Genomic DNA, 15,181 nt, shown 5'->3' with positions numbered 1-15,181 from the left:
TTGATCTTAGTCTTTGGGTTCCAGATTCAGCATCTGGCGCAGTTTCATCGACAGTTTCTGCGGTTCGAATTTGGCGACGTAGGAATCAACGCCTACTGATTCGCCCAGTTTCTGATTCGAGGAACCGGAAAGGGAGGAGTGCATCAACACCGGAATGCCGTTGAAACGCGGATCGCTCTTGATCATCTTGGTCAGCATATAGCCGTCCATTTCCGGCATTTCCACGTCGGTCAGCACCAGGTGCAGCGAATCCGACAGCTTCTTGCCGGCCAGGTCGGCCTGGTTGGCCATTTTCTGCAATTCTTCCCATCCGCGCATGCCGTTGATGGCGGAGGTGTACTGGATGTTCATCGCTTCCAGCGTGCGCTCGATCTGTTTGCGGGCCACGGCGGAGTCATCGGCGAAGAAGATCCGGCGCGGTTCCTTGACCGGCTCGATGCCGAGGAAGGTGTGGCCGTCGTCGATGATGGTGGTTTCCGCCAGCACTTTTTCCACGTCCATCATCATCACCAGCGTGCCGTTGTCCAGTTCGGTGACGGCGGTCACCAGGCCGGCCATGCGGTTGGTGATCATTTCCGGCGGCACGCGCATTGCGGACCAGTCCAGACGCAGGATGGTGTCCACCGCTTCCACCAGGAAGCCCTGGGTGTGGGCGTTGTACTCGGTGACGATCATGATTTCCGGCTTGTTGCTGGTCACGACGCCAGTGTATTTGGCCAAGTCGATGACCGGCACCAGCGCGCCGCGCAGGCTGACCATGCCTTCCACGGAGGAGGGCATTTCAGGGGCGGAGGTGATTTCCGGCGTGCGCATGACTTCGCGCACTTTGAACACGTTGATCCCGAAGATTTCCTTGCGCCCCGTGCGCTGATCCTGGCCCAACGAGAACAGCAGGATTTCCAGCTTGTTGGTGCCGGCCAGTTTCGTCCTGGCGTCGATTTTTTTGAGAAGCTCTGACACAGAAACCTCCGCTGCATTCTTTTGAAGTGGCGTACTACTACCCTTTATACGCCAGATATCGGTTTTGCCCGGTTTTTTTTGCTGAGCCTCATGCCAGATAACAGGTTGGCTCAGCGATACCCATTCATTATCATACTGTTTAAGTGGTTTTTACAAATAACTCGCAAGCGATTCGGCATATGGTTTCAAGCCTCAAAGATCAGCAGCAACTAGAAGCCGCGTTCGAGCAATTCAATGCGGTATCCGGCCAACTTATTGATGCATATAGACAACTTGAGAGCCAAGTGACAGTTCTCAATGCGCAATTGGACGAAGCCAATAATCAGCTGCGCAAACAGCGGGACGAGAACGCGATGCTGGCCGAGCGCTTGGGCTTGCTGCTGGAGGCGCTGCCCGCGGGCGTGGTCCAAGTCTCGGCCGAAGGCGTGGTCACGGCGGTGAATCCCGCGGCCAGCCGGATGCTAAACGGTTGTTCTGTAGGCGCTTTATGGCGGGACATGCTGGCGGGGCTGTCGCGTTCGGAACTGGACGACACCTATTGCCATCGGCATGGGGAGCCGGGTTTGGTGTTGACGATGCAATGCCAGGACCTGCCATCTGTCGGAGGGCAGATTGTGCTTATTCACGATGTATCTCGTTTGCATCAATTGACCGGAGAATTGGCCCGTCAGCAGAAGTTGGCGTCCATGGGGGGCATGGCGGCGGCATTGGCGCATCAGCTGCGCACGCCCTTGGCCACGGCGATGTTGTATACGGCGAATCTGAAGCAGGATATTCCGCGGGCCGAGGACCGCGCTCGTTTCGTCGACAAGAGCCTGGCGCGGATGCGGGCGCTGGAGAGTTTGATCCAGAACATGCTGAGTTTTGTCCGCGGTCAGGTAACGACGCTGGAGCCTTTGGATCTGGAAGGGCTGCTGGAGGATTTGCGCGCGGTCATGCAACCACAATGTCATGAAAAAGGCGTGCTTTTTGATTGCAATGTGGTGGTGTCATCTGCCATAAAGGTCTTGGTGGACCGCAAAGCCTTGCAGGGGGCCTTGGTGAATCTGTTGGAGAACGCCTGGCACTTCTCAGCAAGCGGGGATGTGGTGCGATTATCGGTGGAGGAAGGTGAGACCGCTTTACTGTTTCGGGTGGAGGACTCGGGCCCCGGGTTCAATCCGGAGGAGTTGGAGAAGATGTTCGAACCGTTCTTCACAACCCGCCCTGGCGGTACAGGCTTGGGCTTGGCCATCGTCAAGAAAGTGGTGGACGAGCTGGGCGGACAAGTGCGTTGTTTCAACAAGGGGGAGGGCGGAGCCTGTTTCGAGCTTAGCCTTCCGATGATGCAACCGTGATGGATGTGCCGTTTATTCAGAAGAAAGCCGAGGACGCCGGATGAGACCCATTGTCAAAGTAGAGGGCAGAGTTGGGAAGATGATCCTGATCGGACAGTTCGATTTCAACCTGCACCGGGAATTCCGTCAGGCCAGCCAGGAGCTGCTGGACAATCCGGAGGTGCAAGAGATTGAGATTGATTTCGATCAGGTGCCGTTTCTGGATAGTTCCGCGCTTGGAATGCTGCTGTTGCTGAAGGAGCGCGCGGCTGGGCAGAAAAAGAGCATGACCTTGATCAATTGTCGCGAGGCGGTGATGCAGGTGTTCGAAATCGCCTGCTTCAACAAGATGTTCACCATTAAGTAAGTTCAAGCATTGGAGCGTCTGTGCGCATCCGGGCCTGGTTGTCCGCTGATGCCGAGGCACGGGTTCGTGGCGATCCTTGGTTGTCAGCGCTGGATTGGTGGTTTTGCGGTGGCGCCGACTTTGCAGTGGGCGGCAGGCAGGACCTTTGGCTGACGAATCTGGCGGACGCTCCCGCCGAACTGTTCGAGCAGTGGGAGGGCGACAAGCCCTTGTGGGTGTTTTCGTCAGGGCGTCCTGCGCCCTGGCTGGCCACGCCCAATATTCACTTTCTGCGCGGGGACTTCGACGCGGACTTGCTGCGCAGCCGGCTGTTGGCCTGGCATTGGCAGCAACATGCGCTGTGCCCGTGTTTATTCGGAGCGGCGGCTTTCGACATCATCAACGGAGCCATGTCTCTGTATCGTCCGTCGAAACAGGCGACGGTCCGCTCGTTTCCCTTGGAGGTGTCCGTCAAGCCGGTAGAGGCGGTGGGCGGCGACGTTGTGCTGCGCGCGGATTTGCCGGAACGAACCTTGCTGATCCTTGGGGACGCGTCCGGTCACGGGCAAGGGTCGGCGCTGGACGCCGCGCTGCTGGCGCTGGGGGTGTCGCGGGTGCTGTTGGGGCAGCCTTTGTCCTTGTCGGCGTTGCGCGAACTCAATGCCTTCATGCATCGTCATGTGGCCGACGGGCGCTACGTTGGCAGCGCGTTGCTGGAGATTGACTGGGGCGCTCGAGAGGTGCGGCTGGTCAATGCCGGCATGCCGGATATCTTGCTGTTTCTATCCACCAGGCTTGAGCGTCGTTTTCCCTCCATGTGCAGCCCGCTGGGCTTGCGCGCCGACATCGAGTTGCAGCCGCCTCTGGCGCTGCCCTGGGCGGAGGGTCAGCACTTCCTGGCCCACAGCGATGGCATGGAGGAGTCGGATCTGCCATACCTGCTGTCGCGTCTGCTGCGCTTGTCCAGCGTTTCCCCGGCCGATGCGTACGGCTATGGCCCCTTGCCGTCAATTCCGCTAGGCTTCAGCAGCCCATACAATGACGACATGTCGTCACTGGCTTTCGCGGTGCCGTCGTCGGCGTCTCCGGGGCCGGTTTAACGACGTTTCTCGGCCGCATGCGTTGACGCCGTGCGGATTCAGGCTTGAATCGGCGGGCTTTTTAGTTGATCACTCATTCATATCTGCGCGAATTTCAGCGCTTGGGCGAATCGGTTGTCTCGCGGGTGCGGAACGAGACGGCGAGTGAGCAAGGTAAAGAATGGAAAATGGACCCGGCGCGGACGGTGTCGGACTGACGATGGGCGAAGAGCCGCGTCAGGCGAGCGAGCGCTGGGAGGTTTCCTGAAACGGGGATGTTATGCACAAAAAAATACTGACGGTTGACGATTCCGCTTCGATTCGACAGATGGTGTCGTTCACCTTGAAAAGCGCTGGTTACGAGGTGGTGGAGGCGGGGGACGGCAACGCTGGCCTGGCCAAGGCGCAGGGAGGCCAGTTCAATCTGGTGCTGACCGACCAAAACATGCCGGGCATGGATGGCCTGACCCTGATCCGCTCCTTGCGTAAACTGCCGGCGTATACGACGACGCCTATCCTGATGCTGACCACCGAATCCAGCGACCAAATGAAGGCGCTTGGCCGCGCGGCCGGGGCTACGGGCTGGCTGGTCAAGCCATTTGACCCGCAGAAGCTGCTGGATGTGGTCAAGCGCGTGATCGGCTGAATCTGCTGATCTTGGGCACGACGAGGAGCGAGCTTTTGGCCATCGATATGTCGCAGTTTCATCAGGTGTTTTTTGATGAAGCTGATGAGCATTTATCCAGCATGGAGAGCCTGCTGCTGGGCATGGATCAGTCCTGTCCGCAGCAGGAGGATTTGCATGCGGTGTTCCGCGCCGCGCATTCGATCAAGGGCGGTGCGGCCACATTCGGTTTCGCCGACATGGCGGATTTGACTCATGTGTTGGAAGGGTTGTTGGACGAGGTGAGGCGCGGCGCGCGCGTCTTGAGTTCGGATCTAGTGGACTTGGTGCTGCGAGCCAAAGATGTGTTGTACGGGATGCTGGCGGCGCACAAGGGCAAAGGCGATGTCGATACAGCGCAAGCCGATGAGCTAAAGGCGCAGTTGGAGGCGCTGGCGGCCGCTCCGGCGGAAACCGAGGCGCGCCGGGCGCCGGAGGAGGCGCGGCACTGGACGCTGTATCTGGAAATCGACGTGGTGGACGGCGTCAACATCGACGCCTTGTTGGAGTCGCTGGCCGAGCATGGCGACTTGAGCGTGGTGCAGCGCGGCGAGGAGCTTGACAAGCTGCCCTGGGTTGCCGTGTTCACCTCGCCGCTGGACGCGGCGGAGGTGGCGGAGTCGCTGGCGTTCGCCGTGCCGCAGGAGCATTTCCGCATCAACGTCGATCATGGCGTAGAGGAGGAGAGCAGTTTCGGCTTGTTCCTCGATGCGGCTCCGGAACCGGACGCCTCGGTATGGCTGGAAGGAGACGGATTCGGCCTGTTCGAGCCCCCGCCTGCCGAGGCGGCGGAGCGGGACGAAGTTCCGGCGCTGGCGCCGGAGTTCGACGCGGCCAAGCCTGCGGCGCGCGGAGGCGCGGCGAGCGAGAGTTCTATCCGGGTCAATATCGACAAGGTGGATTTGCTGCTCAACCTAGTGGGCGAGCTGGTGATCACCCAGTCCATGCTGACGCAATCCGGGGCGGGCCTGGATCCGGTGGCGCATGAGCGCCTGCTTGGCGGCATCGGCGCTTTGCAACGCAACGCGAGGGAGTTGCAGGAGGCGGTGATGTCGATCCGGATGACGCCCATCTCTTTTGTGTTCAACCGCTTTCCGCGAGTGGTGAGGGATTTGGCCGGTCGCTTGGGTAAAAGGGTGGAGCTCACGATGATGGGCGAAAGCACCGAGCTGGACAAAGGCTTCATCGAGAAATTGTCCGACCCGTTGACCCACCTGGTGCGCAACAGCCTGGATCATGGCATCGAATCCCCGGAAGCGAGGCAGGCGGGCGGGAAGGATCCGGTGGGGCGTCTTACGCTGCGGGCTTTCCACCAAGGCAGCAATATCGTCATCGAAGTCAGCGATGACGGCGCCGGGCTTAACCGGGAGCGGATACTGGCCAAGGCGAGACAGAACGGTTTGGCTGCGCCGGATTCGCTAAGCGACGTTGAGGTGTGGAACCTGATTTTCGAGGCCGGCTTCTCCACGGCGGCGGAGGTGACCGAGGTTTCCGGCCGCGGCGTGGGCATGGATGTGGTCAAGCGCAATATCCAGAGCATGGGCGGCCGTGTGGAGATAGACTCCATGGCCGAAATCGGCACCACCATCAGCATTCATTTGCCGTTGACGCTGGCGATCATGGACGGCATGTCGGTGCGCATCGGCGCGGAAACCTATGTGATGCCCTTGGGGGCGGTATTGGAGTCGCTACAGCCGGCGCCGAATGAAATCAAAACGGTGGCCGCGCGCGGCCAGGTGGTGGGCATTCGCGGCGAATACCTGCCGATTGTGCCGTTGGGACGGTTTTTTTCCATTCCCGAAGCGAAACAGACCCCGAGCGAGGCGATCCTGGTGATCGTGGAGGCCGGCAACAGCAGGCTGGCGCTGTTAGTGGACGATTTGATCGGCCAGCAGCAGTTTGTGGTGAAAAACCTTGAAACGAATTACCGCAAGGTGGATGGCATTTCCGGCGCCACTATTCTCGGAGACGGCCAGGTGGCCATGATCCTGGATATCGCCGCGATTGCGCGGCACAACCAGCGGATGGCGCTGGACGCATGAAACAACAAGGAAAAAAAATGGTGGCGGAACGGAACGACCCGGGGTTGGCGCACAGGCGTTCGGGCAATGAGCTGCTGGTGTTCACGCTGGGAGCGGAAGAGTACGGCATTGATATTCTGAAGGTGCAGGAAATCCGCGGCTACGACGCGGTGACCCGCATCGCCAACGCGCCGGACTTCATCAAGGGCGTGGTCAATTTGCGCGGCCATATCGTGCCTATCGTGGATTTGCGTTTGAAATTCGGCATCGGGGAGCCGGTGTACAACGAGTTCACCGTAGTGATCGTGTTGAATGTGTGCGGGCGCGTCATCGGCGCGGTAGTGGACGGGGTGTCGGATGTGATTCAACTGGAGCGGGAAGCGCTGCGAGCCGCGCCGGAGTTTGGCGCGGCGGTGGACACCGCCTATATCGAAGGACTGGGCACGCTGGACGAGCGCATGATCATCGTGATCGATATCGAGCGTTTGATGGGCAGCGAGGAAATGGCGTTGACTGACGCCGCTGGCCGCGTATAAACGCGGCCGCAAGCCTGTTTTGAGGGGGCGAAGCATGAATAATATGAAAGTGATCCATCGGCTGGTGTTGGGCTTTGGCCTGTTGATTCTGTTGCTGGCGGTGGCGATGACGCTGGCGGTCAGACAACTGCAGGGCCTGGCCGGCGATCTGGTCAATATCTCCAGCGTGCATATCCCGCAGGTTAGCGCCGCGCACAAGATTGCAGCCAATGTCGACCTGGCGTCGCGGGACGTGCGTAATCTGTTGTTGACCAAGGATGTCCAGCTTACCAAGGAGCTCAACCAGCAGATTGACGAGAGCCTGGTCAATCTGACGCAGCGAATGGCGGCCTTGGAGCCGAATGTCGGCAACGCCGGGCGGCCGCTGTTCGAGGCGATGCGCTCCGATGAAGCCAGTTTCCGCTCTGAACTGAATGTGTTCCGACGCATGCAAGCGCAGGGACGGGATGCGCAGGCTCGCGATTACTTGTTCGTCACCCTGCGCGATACCCAGCTTAAATACATGACCTCGATCGATCGCTACATCGCGTTTGAGGAGGGGCTGATGCGCAAGGCGGGACAGGATGCCAGCGACAATTCCCAACAGGCTTACAAGCTGCTGTTTGGCTTCACTTTGTTGGCGCTGGCGATCGGCATCGGCTTCGGCGTCTTCATTATCCGTTCGCTGATGCGCCAGTTGGGCGGCGAGCCTGCGGAGCTGGTCAAGGTGATGCGAGAGTTGACCGAGGGCCAGGTACGTTCCGAGATCAAGGTCAAGTCGGGCGACAAGCATAGTCTGTTCGCGTCGATGAGTTTGCTGGCCGAGAAAGCGGTTGAAAACATCCGAGTGCGCAATGCCCTGGACAACGCCTCCACCAATGTGATGATCGCCGACAATGATCGCAACATCATCTACACCAATCACAGCGTGCTGGAGATGATGCGCCGCGCCGAGGCCGATATGCGCAAAGCCTTGCCCAATTTCGACGCGCGCGCCTTGCTGGGCACCAATATGGATGTGTTCCACAGCAATCCGGCGCATCAGCGCGACCTGTTGGCCAATCTGCGCTCCACTTATCGCGCGCAGATCAATATTGGCGAGCGTATTTTCGGCTTGGTGGCCAATCCGGTGTTCGGCACCGACGGCTCGCGGTTGGGCACGGTGGTGGAGTGGAAGGATCGCACCGGCGAAGTTGAGATCGAGAAAGAGGTGGCCGGCATCATCTCCGCGGCCGCGGCCGGCAATTTCGACCGACGCATCAATCTGGAAGGCAAGGACGGCTTTTTCCGACAGTTGGGCGAAAGCGTCAATCAACTGCTGGCGGTGACCAGCCAGGGCCTGGGCGATATCGCCACGGTGCTGGCGGCCTTGGCCAAGGGCGATCTCACTCATGCGATCAAGGGCGACTACCAGGGCCTGTTCAGCCAGTTGCAGAACGACACCAACACCACGGTGGAGCGCTTGAAGGAAATTGTCTCCAACATCAAGGAGTCCACCGACGCGATCAACACTGCCGCGCGCGAGATCGCCTCCGGCAACGCCAACCTGTCCAGCCGCACCGAGCAACAAGCGGCCAGCCTGGAGGAAACGGCTTCCAGCATGGAGGAAATCACCAGCACAGTGCGGCAGAACGCGGAGAACGCCAAAAAGGCGAACACGCTGGCCACTGGCGCTTCCGACATCGCCGCGCGCGGCGGCAAAGTGGTGGGCGACGTGGTGGCCACCATGAACGAGATCAACGACAGTGCGCGCAAGATTGTCGACATCATCAGCGTGATCGACGGCATCGCCTTTCAGACCAATATCCTGGCGCTCAACGCCGCGGTGGAAGCCGCGCGGGCCGGCGAGCAGGGGAGAGGCTTCGCCGTGGTGGCCAGCGAGGTGCGCAACCTGGCGCAGCGTTCCGCCGCCGCCGCCAAGGAAATCAAGGGTTTGATTGGCAGCTCGGTGGCTAAAGTCGAGTCCGGTTCCAAGCTGGTGGACGAGGCCGGCAGCACCATGGATGAGATCGTGATTTCCATCCGCCGCGTCGCCGATATCATGAGCGATATCTCGGCCGCATCGATTGAGCAGAGCTCGGGCATCGAGCAGGTCAATCTGGCGGTGACGCAGATGGACGAAAACACGCAGAAGAACGCCGCGCTGGTGGAGCAGGCCGCCGCGGCTGCGGAGTCGCTGGAAGAGCAAGCGCGCTATTTGGACGACGCGGTGCAGGTATTCAAGCTGGGAGAGCCGGGACAGCGTTTGCGGCCTATGCAGGCGCACGTCGCGCAGACGGCGGAGCATGTCGTTGCACACGTTGCCGGAGCCAAGGCCGTGTCGCCCAAGTCCGCCGGCAAGATCGTGGTGCCTGAACGACTGCGCCCGCAAGTGGACCTGACGGACGGCGAGTGGGAGGAGTTTTGACGCTGGCTAGGCTGAGAGCGGAGCCGAGGGGATCGAGTTGATGGGGCTGGAACTGGACATCAAGTTCACGCCAGACGATTTTCGCCGCATCCGCGGCATGGTTTACCGGCGGGTGGGCATCGCTCTTAACGACAGCAAGACCCATATGGCCTACGCGCGGCTGGCCAAGCGAGTGCGGGCCTTGGGGCTGAAAAGCTTCGCCGAGTACTTGGACCGGCTGGACCAGGACGCTTTATCGGGGGAGTGGCAGAACTTTGTCAATGCGCTGACCACGAATCTGACTTCGTTTTTTCGGGAGCCGCATCATTTCAGCATGCTGCGCGCGCACGCCGAGCGCTGGCGGAAGCGCGGCCGGCCGTACCGGGTCTGGAGCGCGGCGTCTTCGACGGGCGAGGAGCCTTACTCCATCGCCATGACCATGGCGGAATTGGCGGAGTCTTTACGGCCATTCCCCTGCGAATTGCTGGCGTCCGATATTGATACTCATGTATTGGAGCAGGCGATGTACGGCGTCTATCTTCGCGAGCGCGTCAGCCAGTTGCCGGAGCCGCAATTGCGCCGTTTTTTCGATAAGGGCGTGGGCGCCAACGACGGCAAGGTGCGCTTGAAGAAACATCTGCGCGAAGCGGTGACCTTTTTCCAGATGAATCTGGTGGCGGAAGAGTGGCCTCCTCTGGGGGAGTTCGACGTCATTTTTTGCCGCAATGTGTTGATCTATTTTGATAAGCCGACACAGGCGGCCATACTCAATCATATGGCGCGGCATCTGGCCCCTGACGGTTTGCTATTGCTGGGGCATTCGGAAAACATCCTGCATCTGAGCGACGCCTTCCTGCCTTGCGGCAAAACCAGCTACCGGCTGGCCTAGCCGGCGTGTCCGCCCTTTTATCGATTCGGGAGCGTGGATGGGGTTCGACAAGAAAATTCGCGTGGTGGTGGTAGACGACTCCGCTTTGATCCGCAATCTGCTCACCTCCATCATTAACGAGGCGCAAGACATGGAGGTGGTGGCTACCGCCTCCGATCCATTCATCGCTCGCGAGCGCATCCGCGAGCTGGACCCCGACGTCATCACGCTGGATGTCGAAATGCCGCGCATGGACGGCTTGGAGTTTCTTCGGCGTTTGATGCGCTTGCGGCCGACGCCGGTGCTGATGATTTCCTCGCTGACGCAGCAAGGATCGGAGGCGACGCTGACGGCGCTGGAGCTGGGCGCGATCGACTTTATGTCCAAGCCGGCGCACGATATCGCCAGACGGATGGGCGATTACGCCCACGAGATCCGAGACAAAATCCGGACGGTGGCGGCAGCCAGGGTGCGTGCGCCGCACCGCTTTCATCGCGCGGCCGAGGCCTTGGCGCCGCAGACGCCTTTTCTGGGCGCCAGCGCCCAGCAAGCGATGATTTTTGTGGGCGCTTCCACCGGCGGCACGGAGGCGATCCGAACCCTATTGAGCGGCTTGCCGGCCGACGGGCCGCCCATCCTGATTGCTCAGCACATGCCAGAGTATTTTACCGGCAGTTTCGCCGCGCGGCTGAACAGTTACTGCCCGATGAGGGTGAAGGAAGCGGAAGCCGGCGAGCCGATCAAGACGGGCGTCGCCTATATCGCGCCAGGCAATTGGCATATGCGGGTGCAGGCCGCCGCAGGCGGTTTCCGCATTGAGTTGGACCAGAGCGAGAGGGTGAACCGGCACCGGCCGTCGGTGGATGTGCTGTTCGACTCCGCCGCGCGCGGCCTGGGCAAGCGTGCCATCGGCGTCATCCTGACAGGAATGGGGCGGGACGGAGCGGATGGCCTGCGCAAGATGCGCGACGCCGGCGCCGTCACATTCGGCCAGAACGAGGCCAGTTGCGTGGTGTACGGCATGCCGCGCGAGGCGATGAAGGCCGGCGGCGTGCAACAAGAGTGGCCACTGGAAGCGCTGGCCCCCAAAATCTTGGCCTGCCTGTACGGCAGGGCGGAAAAGGCGATGTTATGAACAGCGGCGCGGTGCATTTCAGCAGCCATTCCTATTTCGACAAGCATTTTCAAAGCCAGGCGGTGAAAGTGTTTCCCGGCGGCTTCTACGTCACCAGCCAGCCGCAGCTGTTGGTAACGCTGCTGGGGTCGTGCGTGGCGGTGTGCATGTTGGACCGTGCGGCCAATGTCGCGGGCATGAACCATTTCCTGCTGCCGGAAGGCAGCATCGAGGTGGGTGAGGGCGCATCCGCCGCGCGCTTCGGCGTTCACGCGATGGAGCTGATGATCACCGAGATGCAGAAGCTGGGCGCGATGCGACACCGCATGGAGGCCAAGGTGTTTGGCGGGGGCAACGTGCTGGACGGCATGTCGGTGATGAACGTGGGCGAGCGCAACCGCCGCTTCATCCACGCTTATCTGGATGCGGAAAGGATTCCCATCCTGGCCGAAGACCTGCTGGGCGACTGCGCGCGCAAAGTGTACTTCTTCACCGACAGCGGCAAGGTGCTGGTCAAGAAGCTCAAGCGCAGCCGCACCGTGATCACCGAGGAGAACCGCTATCGCCAGCAGGTGATGCAGCCGGAGGTGGCCGGCAAGTCCGGGGATATAGAACTGTTCATTTGAACCGGTTCTCAGACCCTGTTCAATGTCTGCTGCGCATCGGCGATACGGCGTTAAAAACCGCTTCGAAATGCTCATGTACCACGTGTACATTCCGCTTTCTCAGCGGTTTTCGCCTTGCCTCGCTCTTGCTCGCGAGACTTTGAACCGGTTCTCAGCGCTCCAGGTGTTGCAGCTTGCCTTCTACCGCCGCCCAGTCCTCGTGGTCCGGCAGCGGATCCTTCTTTTCGGTGATAGTGGGCCAGAGCTTGGAAAGCTCGGCGTTGAGCGCGACGAAGCCTTCTTGTCCGGGCGGCACGTCGTCCTCCGCGTAGATCGCGTTCACTGGGCATTCCGCCACGCATAGCGTGCAGTCTATGCATTCCTCCGGGTCAATCGCCAGGAAGTTGGGGCCTTCGTGAAAGCAGTCCACCGGGCAGACATCGACGCAATCGGTGTATTTGCATTTGATGCAGGCATCGGTTACAACGTAGGCCATATTGGCTCCTTGGTCGTCGAAAGCCGGCTGCGCCGTTTGGCGCGGCCTCTGGGCGATGATTTGAGCGTATCAGTCAACATTATTAGCCAGAAATTCCCTTCACAACGCATTGCCGCCGTAAATTTCCTATCCGTCATGAACGCTTCTCCCTATCGCGGGCGTTTTGCCCCCAGTCCCACCGGTTTGTTGCACGCCGGCTCCCTGTGCACCGCCGTCGGCAGTTATCTGGAGGCGCGCGCGCGCGGAGGCGAGTGGCTGCTGCGGATGGAGGACCTGGACCCGCCGCGCGAGGTGGCCGGCGCCGCGGACGCCATTCTGCGCACCTTGGAGGCCTATGGCTTCGAGTGGGATAGCGAAGTGGTGTACCAAAGCCGTCGCCACGACTTGTATCGGCAGGCGTTGGAGCAATTGGTCGCCTCCGGCCACGCTTATCCGTGCAATTGCACGCGCAAGAAGATCGCGGAGACCGCGAGGCGCGGGCTGGACGGTTACGTTTATCCCGGCCATTGCCGGCTGAGGCGTCCGGAGGAGGGGGGGCGAGCCTGGCGCCTGCGGGTGGAACCCGGCGAGACCGTGGTGGATGACCGCCTGCAAGGAGCGTACCGGCAGAACCTGGCGGCCGATATCGGCGATTTTGTCTTGCTGCGCGCGGACGGCTACTGGGCTTATCAATTGGCCGTGGTAGTGGACGATGCGGAGCAAGGGGTGAGCGATGTGGTGCGCGGCGCCGACCTGCTGGTGTCCACGCCGCGCCAGGTGGCGGTACAGCGCGCGCTGGGCGCGAATACGCCGGCTTATTGCCATTTGCCGGTGCTGGTTAACGCCGCGGGAGAGAAACTGTCCAAGCAGACGCTGGCGCCGGCGGTGGCGGCGGAGGACGCCGCCGCTTCACTGCGTTTGGCCTTGAGCCGTCTGGGGCATGCGCCGCCGGAGGAGTGCGGCGGTTTAGCCGAGTTGTGGCAGTGGGCGCGCGCTCACTGGTCGCTGGCGCGGGTGCCGGCAGGGCCTGTGGTGGTCGCCTGAATTGCGCCCTTTTATGCCAAAACTATGCATTTGACGTGTTTTTTTCCCTGCCTGCTGACCTATATTGGCATCTGCGCACGCGCTTGTTGCGCATCATTGGCCGCGACAAGCGGACTGCCATCGCCTTCTCGTTGACATACGGAAAATGCGACATGTTTTTATGTCGAATTTGTGTTCTAATGCCGCCTTTTTTTCATGCGCGCGCACTGGCGCAAAGTCCCGCTTCAGTTGACTCCGGTCAAGCGGCTTAAAGAAAGCATGCCTAGCTTGCGGGCGCGGCCCTCTATCATGGGCGCTTTTTCAGCCGTATCAGTCTGAATGCGAACGGAACGGGCAGAACCCGCTCCGCCGGCGCCATCGCATGATCGTAGAAACACGCGCGCGCGGCGCGCCCGTCAATCGGCAGGCCCGATGGAGACCAAGCCTTGAGCAATACCAATTTAGACAGCAAGACCAAGACCCGGGCGCTGGGGGTATGGATGTGCACCGCCCTGGTGGTGGGCAATATGATCGGTTCCGGCGTGTTCCTGTTGCCGGCGTCGCTGGCGCCGTTCGGCGGTGTGTCGATGATAGGCTGGCTGCTCACCGCCGCCGGCGCGATCTGCCTGGCCTTGGTGTTTGCGCGGCTGGCGGCCATTCTGCCCAAGGAAGGCGGGCCCTACGCGTATATTCATGAAGCCTTCGGCGGTTTTGCCGGCTTCTGGATCGCCTGGGGTTACTGGATTGCGCTGTGGGCCGGCAACGCGGCGCTGGCGGTGGCCGCCACCAGTTATATGCAGGTCTTCTTTCCGGTGTTGGGGCACGATAATCTGCTGGCCGGCGTATTCGCCATCAGCCTGATCTGGATTGTCACCTGGATCAACAGCCGCGGCGCGCGCAGTTCCGGTCTAGTGGCGGTGACGACCACCTTGCTCAAGCTGTTGCCGTTGGCCGCTGTCACTTTCTTCGGGTTTTTCCATTTGCAGCCGGACAACATCGTGTTCAACCCTCACGACAAGCCCCTGCTCAGTTCGGTGTCCGCCACCATGGCGCTGACCCTGTGGGCTTTTCTGGGGCTGGAGTCGGCGTCGGTGCCGGCGGGCGACGTGATCGCGCCGGAAAAAACCATTCCGCGCGCCACGGTGCTGGGCACTCTGATCGCTACGGTGCTCTACATCTTGTCCACGGTGGCCTTGATGGGCTTGATGCCGCCGGCGATGCTGGCGGCCTCGCAGGCGCCGTTCGCCGACGCAGCCAGGTTGATGTGGGGCGATTGGGGCTACTATCTGGTGGGTTTCGGTGCCATTGTCTCCTGCTTCGGCGCACTGAACGGCTGGAGCTTGATGCAGGCGCATGTGCCTGCCGCCGCCGCGCACGACGGCCTGTTTCCCCGCCGCTTTGCTCAGACGAACCCGCAAGGCGTGCCTATTTTCGGCCTGGTGTTGTCCAGCGGCTTGGTGACGGTGCTGATGGCGATGAAATACGCGGGGGGCGACGGCGGCGTCAAAATTTTCGAGTTCATTATTCTGCTGGCCACCGCCACCACCTTGCTGCCTTACGCGTTTTGCTCGATGGCGTTGCTGGCCATCATGCTGATGCGCCCCCAGCAGTTCCAGCGCAAAGACTACCTGGCGCCGCTGTGCTTCGCCGGCGTGGGCTTCGCCTATTCGGTGTGGGCTTTATACGGCTCCGGAGCCGACATCGTGATGTGGGGCATGATCCTGCTGCTGCTGGGCCTGCCGGTTTATGTCTGGCAAGTGAAGGAGCGTTACGCCGACCCTTCGTGAGTGAGGCGGCGCTGGATCCGAC

At 60.9% G+C, this 15,181-nt stretch carries 14 protein-coding genes; 12 read left to right on the top strand and 2 right to left on the bottom strand.

All coding sequences use genetic code 11. The features are described 5' to 3' along the window. Positions 1 to 6: 6 nt before the first annotated feature. Positions 7 to 960, bottom strand: a complete 954-nt coding sequence (locus BR71_RS09065) for a chemotaxis protein (RefSeq protein WP_019103159.1) — start codon at positions 958 to 960, stop codon at positions 7 to 9. Positions 961 to 1,103: 143 nt separating this feature from the next. On the opposite strand from BR71_RS09065, the gene BR71_RS09060 reads away from it, so the two are divergent. The 10 genes from BR71_RS09060 to cheD all read left to right on the top strand — a co-directional run bounded on the left by BR71_RS09060 (position 1,104) and on the right by cheD (position 11,895). Then, a complete protein-coding gene (locus tag BR71_RS09060; protein ID WP_244269606.1) occupies positions 1,104 to 2,297 on the top strand; it encodes a sensor histidine kinase in 1,194 nt (397 codons plus the stop codon). Positions 2,298 to 2,337: 40 nt separating this feature from the next. Then, entirely contained in the window at positions 2,338 to 2,643 is a 306-nt protein-coding gene (locus tag BR71_RS09055) for an STAS domain-containing protein (RefSeq protein ID WP_039754785.1), read from the top strand. A 20-nt stretch (positions 2,644 to 2,663) separates the two neighbouring features. Continuing rightward, complete coding sequence (locus BR71_RS09050) at positions 2,664 to 3,722, top strand: SpoIIE family protein phosphatase (protein WP_156038915.1); 1,059 nt, start codon at positions 2,664 to 2,666, stop codon at positions 3,720 to 3,722. A gap of 259 nt (positions 3,723 to 3,981) precedes the next feature. Next, positions 3,982 to 4,347, top strand: coding sequence for a response regulator (locus BR71_RS09045; protein WP_043635932.1), 366 nt, complete (start codon positions 3,982 to 3,984; stop codon positions 4,345 to 4,347). A 35-nt stretch (positions 4,348 to 4,382) separates the two neighbouring features. Then, positions 4,383 to 6,407 carry a chemotaxis protein CheW gene (locus BR71_RS09040; protein WP_043635929.1) on the top strand — a complete coding sequence of 675 codons (2,025 nt, stop codon included), beginning with the start codon at positions 4,383 to 4,385 and terminating at the stop codon, positions 6,405 to 6,407. Then, complete coding sequence (locus BR71_RS09035; RefSeq protein ID WP_231138234.1) at positions 6,404 to 6,922, top strand: chemotaxis protein CheW; 519 nt, start codon at positions 6,404 to 6,406, stop codon at positions 6,920 to 6,922. The genes BR71_RS09040 and BR71_RS09035 overlap by 4 nt, the downstream gene beginning before the upstream one ends. A gap of 34 nt (positions 6,923 to 6,956) precedes the next feature. Next, positions 6,957 to 9,308 (top strand): methyl-accepting chemotaxis protein, encoded by a 2,352-nt coding sequence (locus tag BR71_RS25075; RefSeq protein ID WP_205208404.1) that lies wholly within the window; start codon positions 6,957 to 6,959, stop codon positions 9,306 to 9,308. 40 nt (positions 9,309 to 9,348) lie between these two features. Then, positions 9,349 to 10,176 carry a CheR family methyltransferase gene (locus BR71_RS09025; protein WP_043635912.1) on the top strand — a complete coding sequence of 276 codons (828 nt, stop codon included), beginning with the start codon at positions 9,349 to 9,351 and terminating at the stop codon, positions 10,174 to 10,176. A 37-nt stretch (positions 10,177 to 10,213) separates the two neighbouring features. Beyond that, a complete protein-coding gene (locus BR71_RS09020; protein WP_043635910.1) occupies positions 10,214 to 11,290 on the top strand; it encodes a protein-glutamate methylesterase/protein-glutamine glutaminase in 1,077 nt (358 codons plus the stop codon). Continuing rightward, positions 11,287 to 11,895, top strand: a complete 609-nt coding sequence (gene cheD / locus BR71_RS09015) for a chemoreceptor glutamine deamidase CheD (protein ID WP_019101361.1) — start codon at positions 11,287 to 11,289, stop codon at positions 11,893 to 11,895. Before BR71_RS09020 ends, cheD begins: the two co-directional genes overlap by 4 nt. 151 nt (positions 11,896 to 12,046) lie before the next feature. On the opposite strand, the gene fdxA is transcribed toward cheD, so the two are convergent. Beyond that, complete coding sequence (gene fdxA, locus BR71_RS09010; RefSeq protein WP_019103290.1) at positions 12,047 to 12,370, bottom strand: ferredoxin FdxA; 324 nt, start codon at positions 12,368 to 12,370, stop codon at positions 12,047 to 12,049. A 135-nt stretch (positions 12,371 to 12,505) separates the two neighbouring features. Here fdxA and gluQRS point away from each other — a divergent pair, with 135 nt between their 5' ends. After that, positions 12,506 to 13,393: a tRNA glutamyl-Q(34) synthetase GluQRS gene (gene gluQRS / locus BR71_RS09005; RefSeq protein ID WP_043636086.1), complete on the top strand. Its 888-nt coding sequence runs from the start codon at positions 12,506 to 12,508 to the stop codon at positions 13,391 to 13,393. Between the two features lie 425 nt (positions 13,394 to 13,818). Next, positions 13,819 to 15,159, top strand: a complete 1,341-nt coding sequence (locus BR71_RS09000) for an amino acid permease (RefSeq protein ID WP_244269605.1) — start codon at positions 13,819 to 13,821, stop codon at positions 15,157 to 15,159. Positions 15,160 to 15,181: the final 22 nt, after the last annotated feature.

The organism is Chromobacterium haemolyticum DSM 19808 (genome assembly GCF_000711885.1).
GTDB lineage: Bacteria > Pseudomonadota > Gammaproteobacteria > Burkholderiales > Chromobacteriaceae > Chromobacterium > Chromobacterium haemolyticum.
The sequence above is the reverse complement of the archived record's forward strand: the minus strand, read 5'-3'. Positions and strand labels throughout refer to the sequence as shown.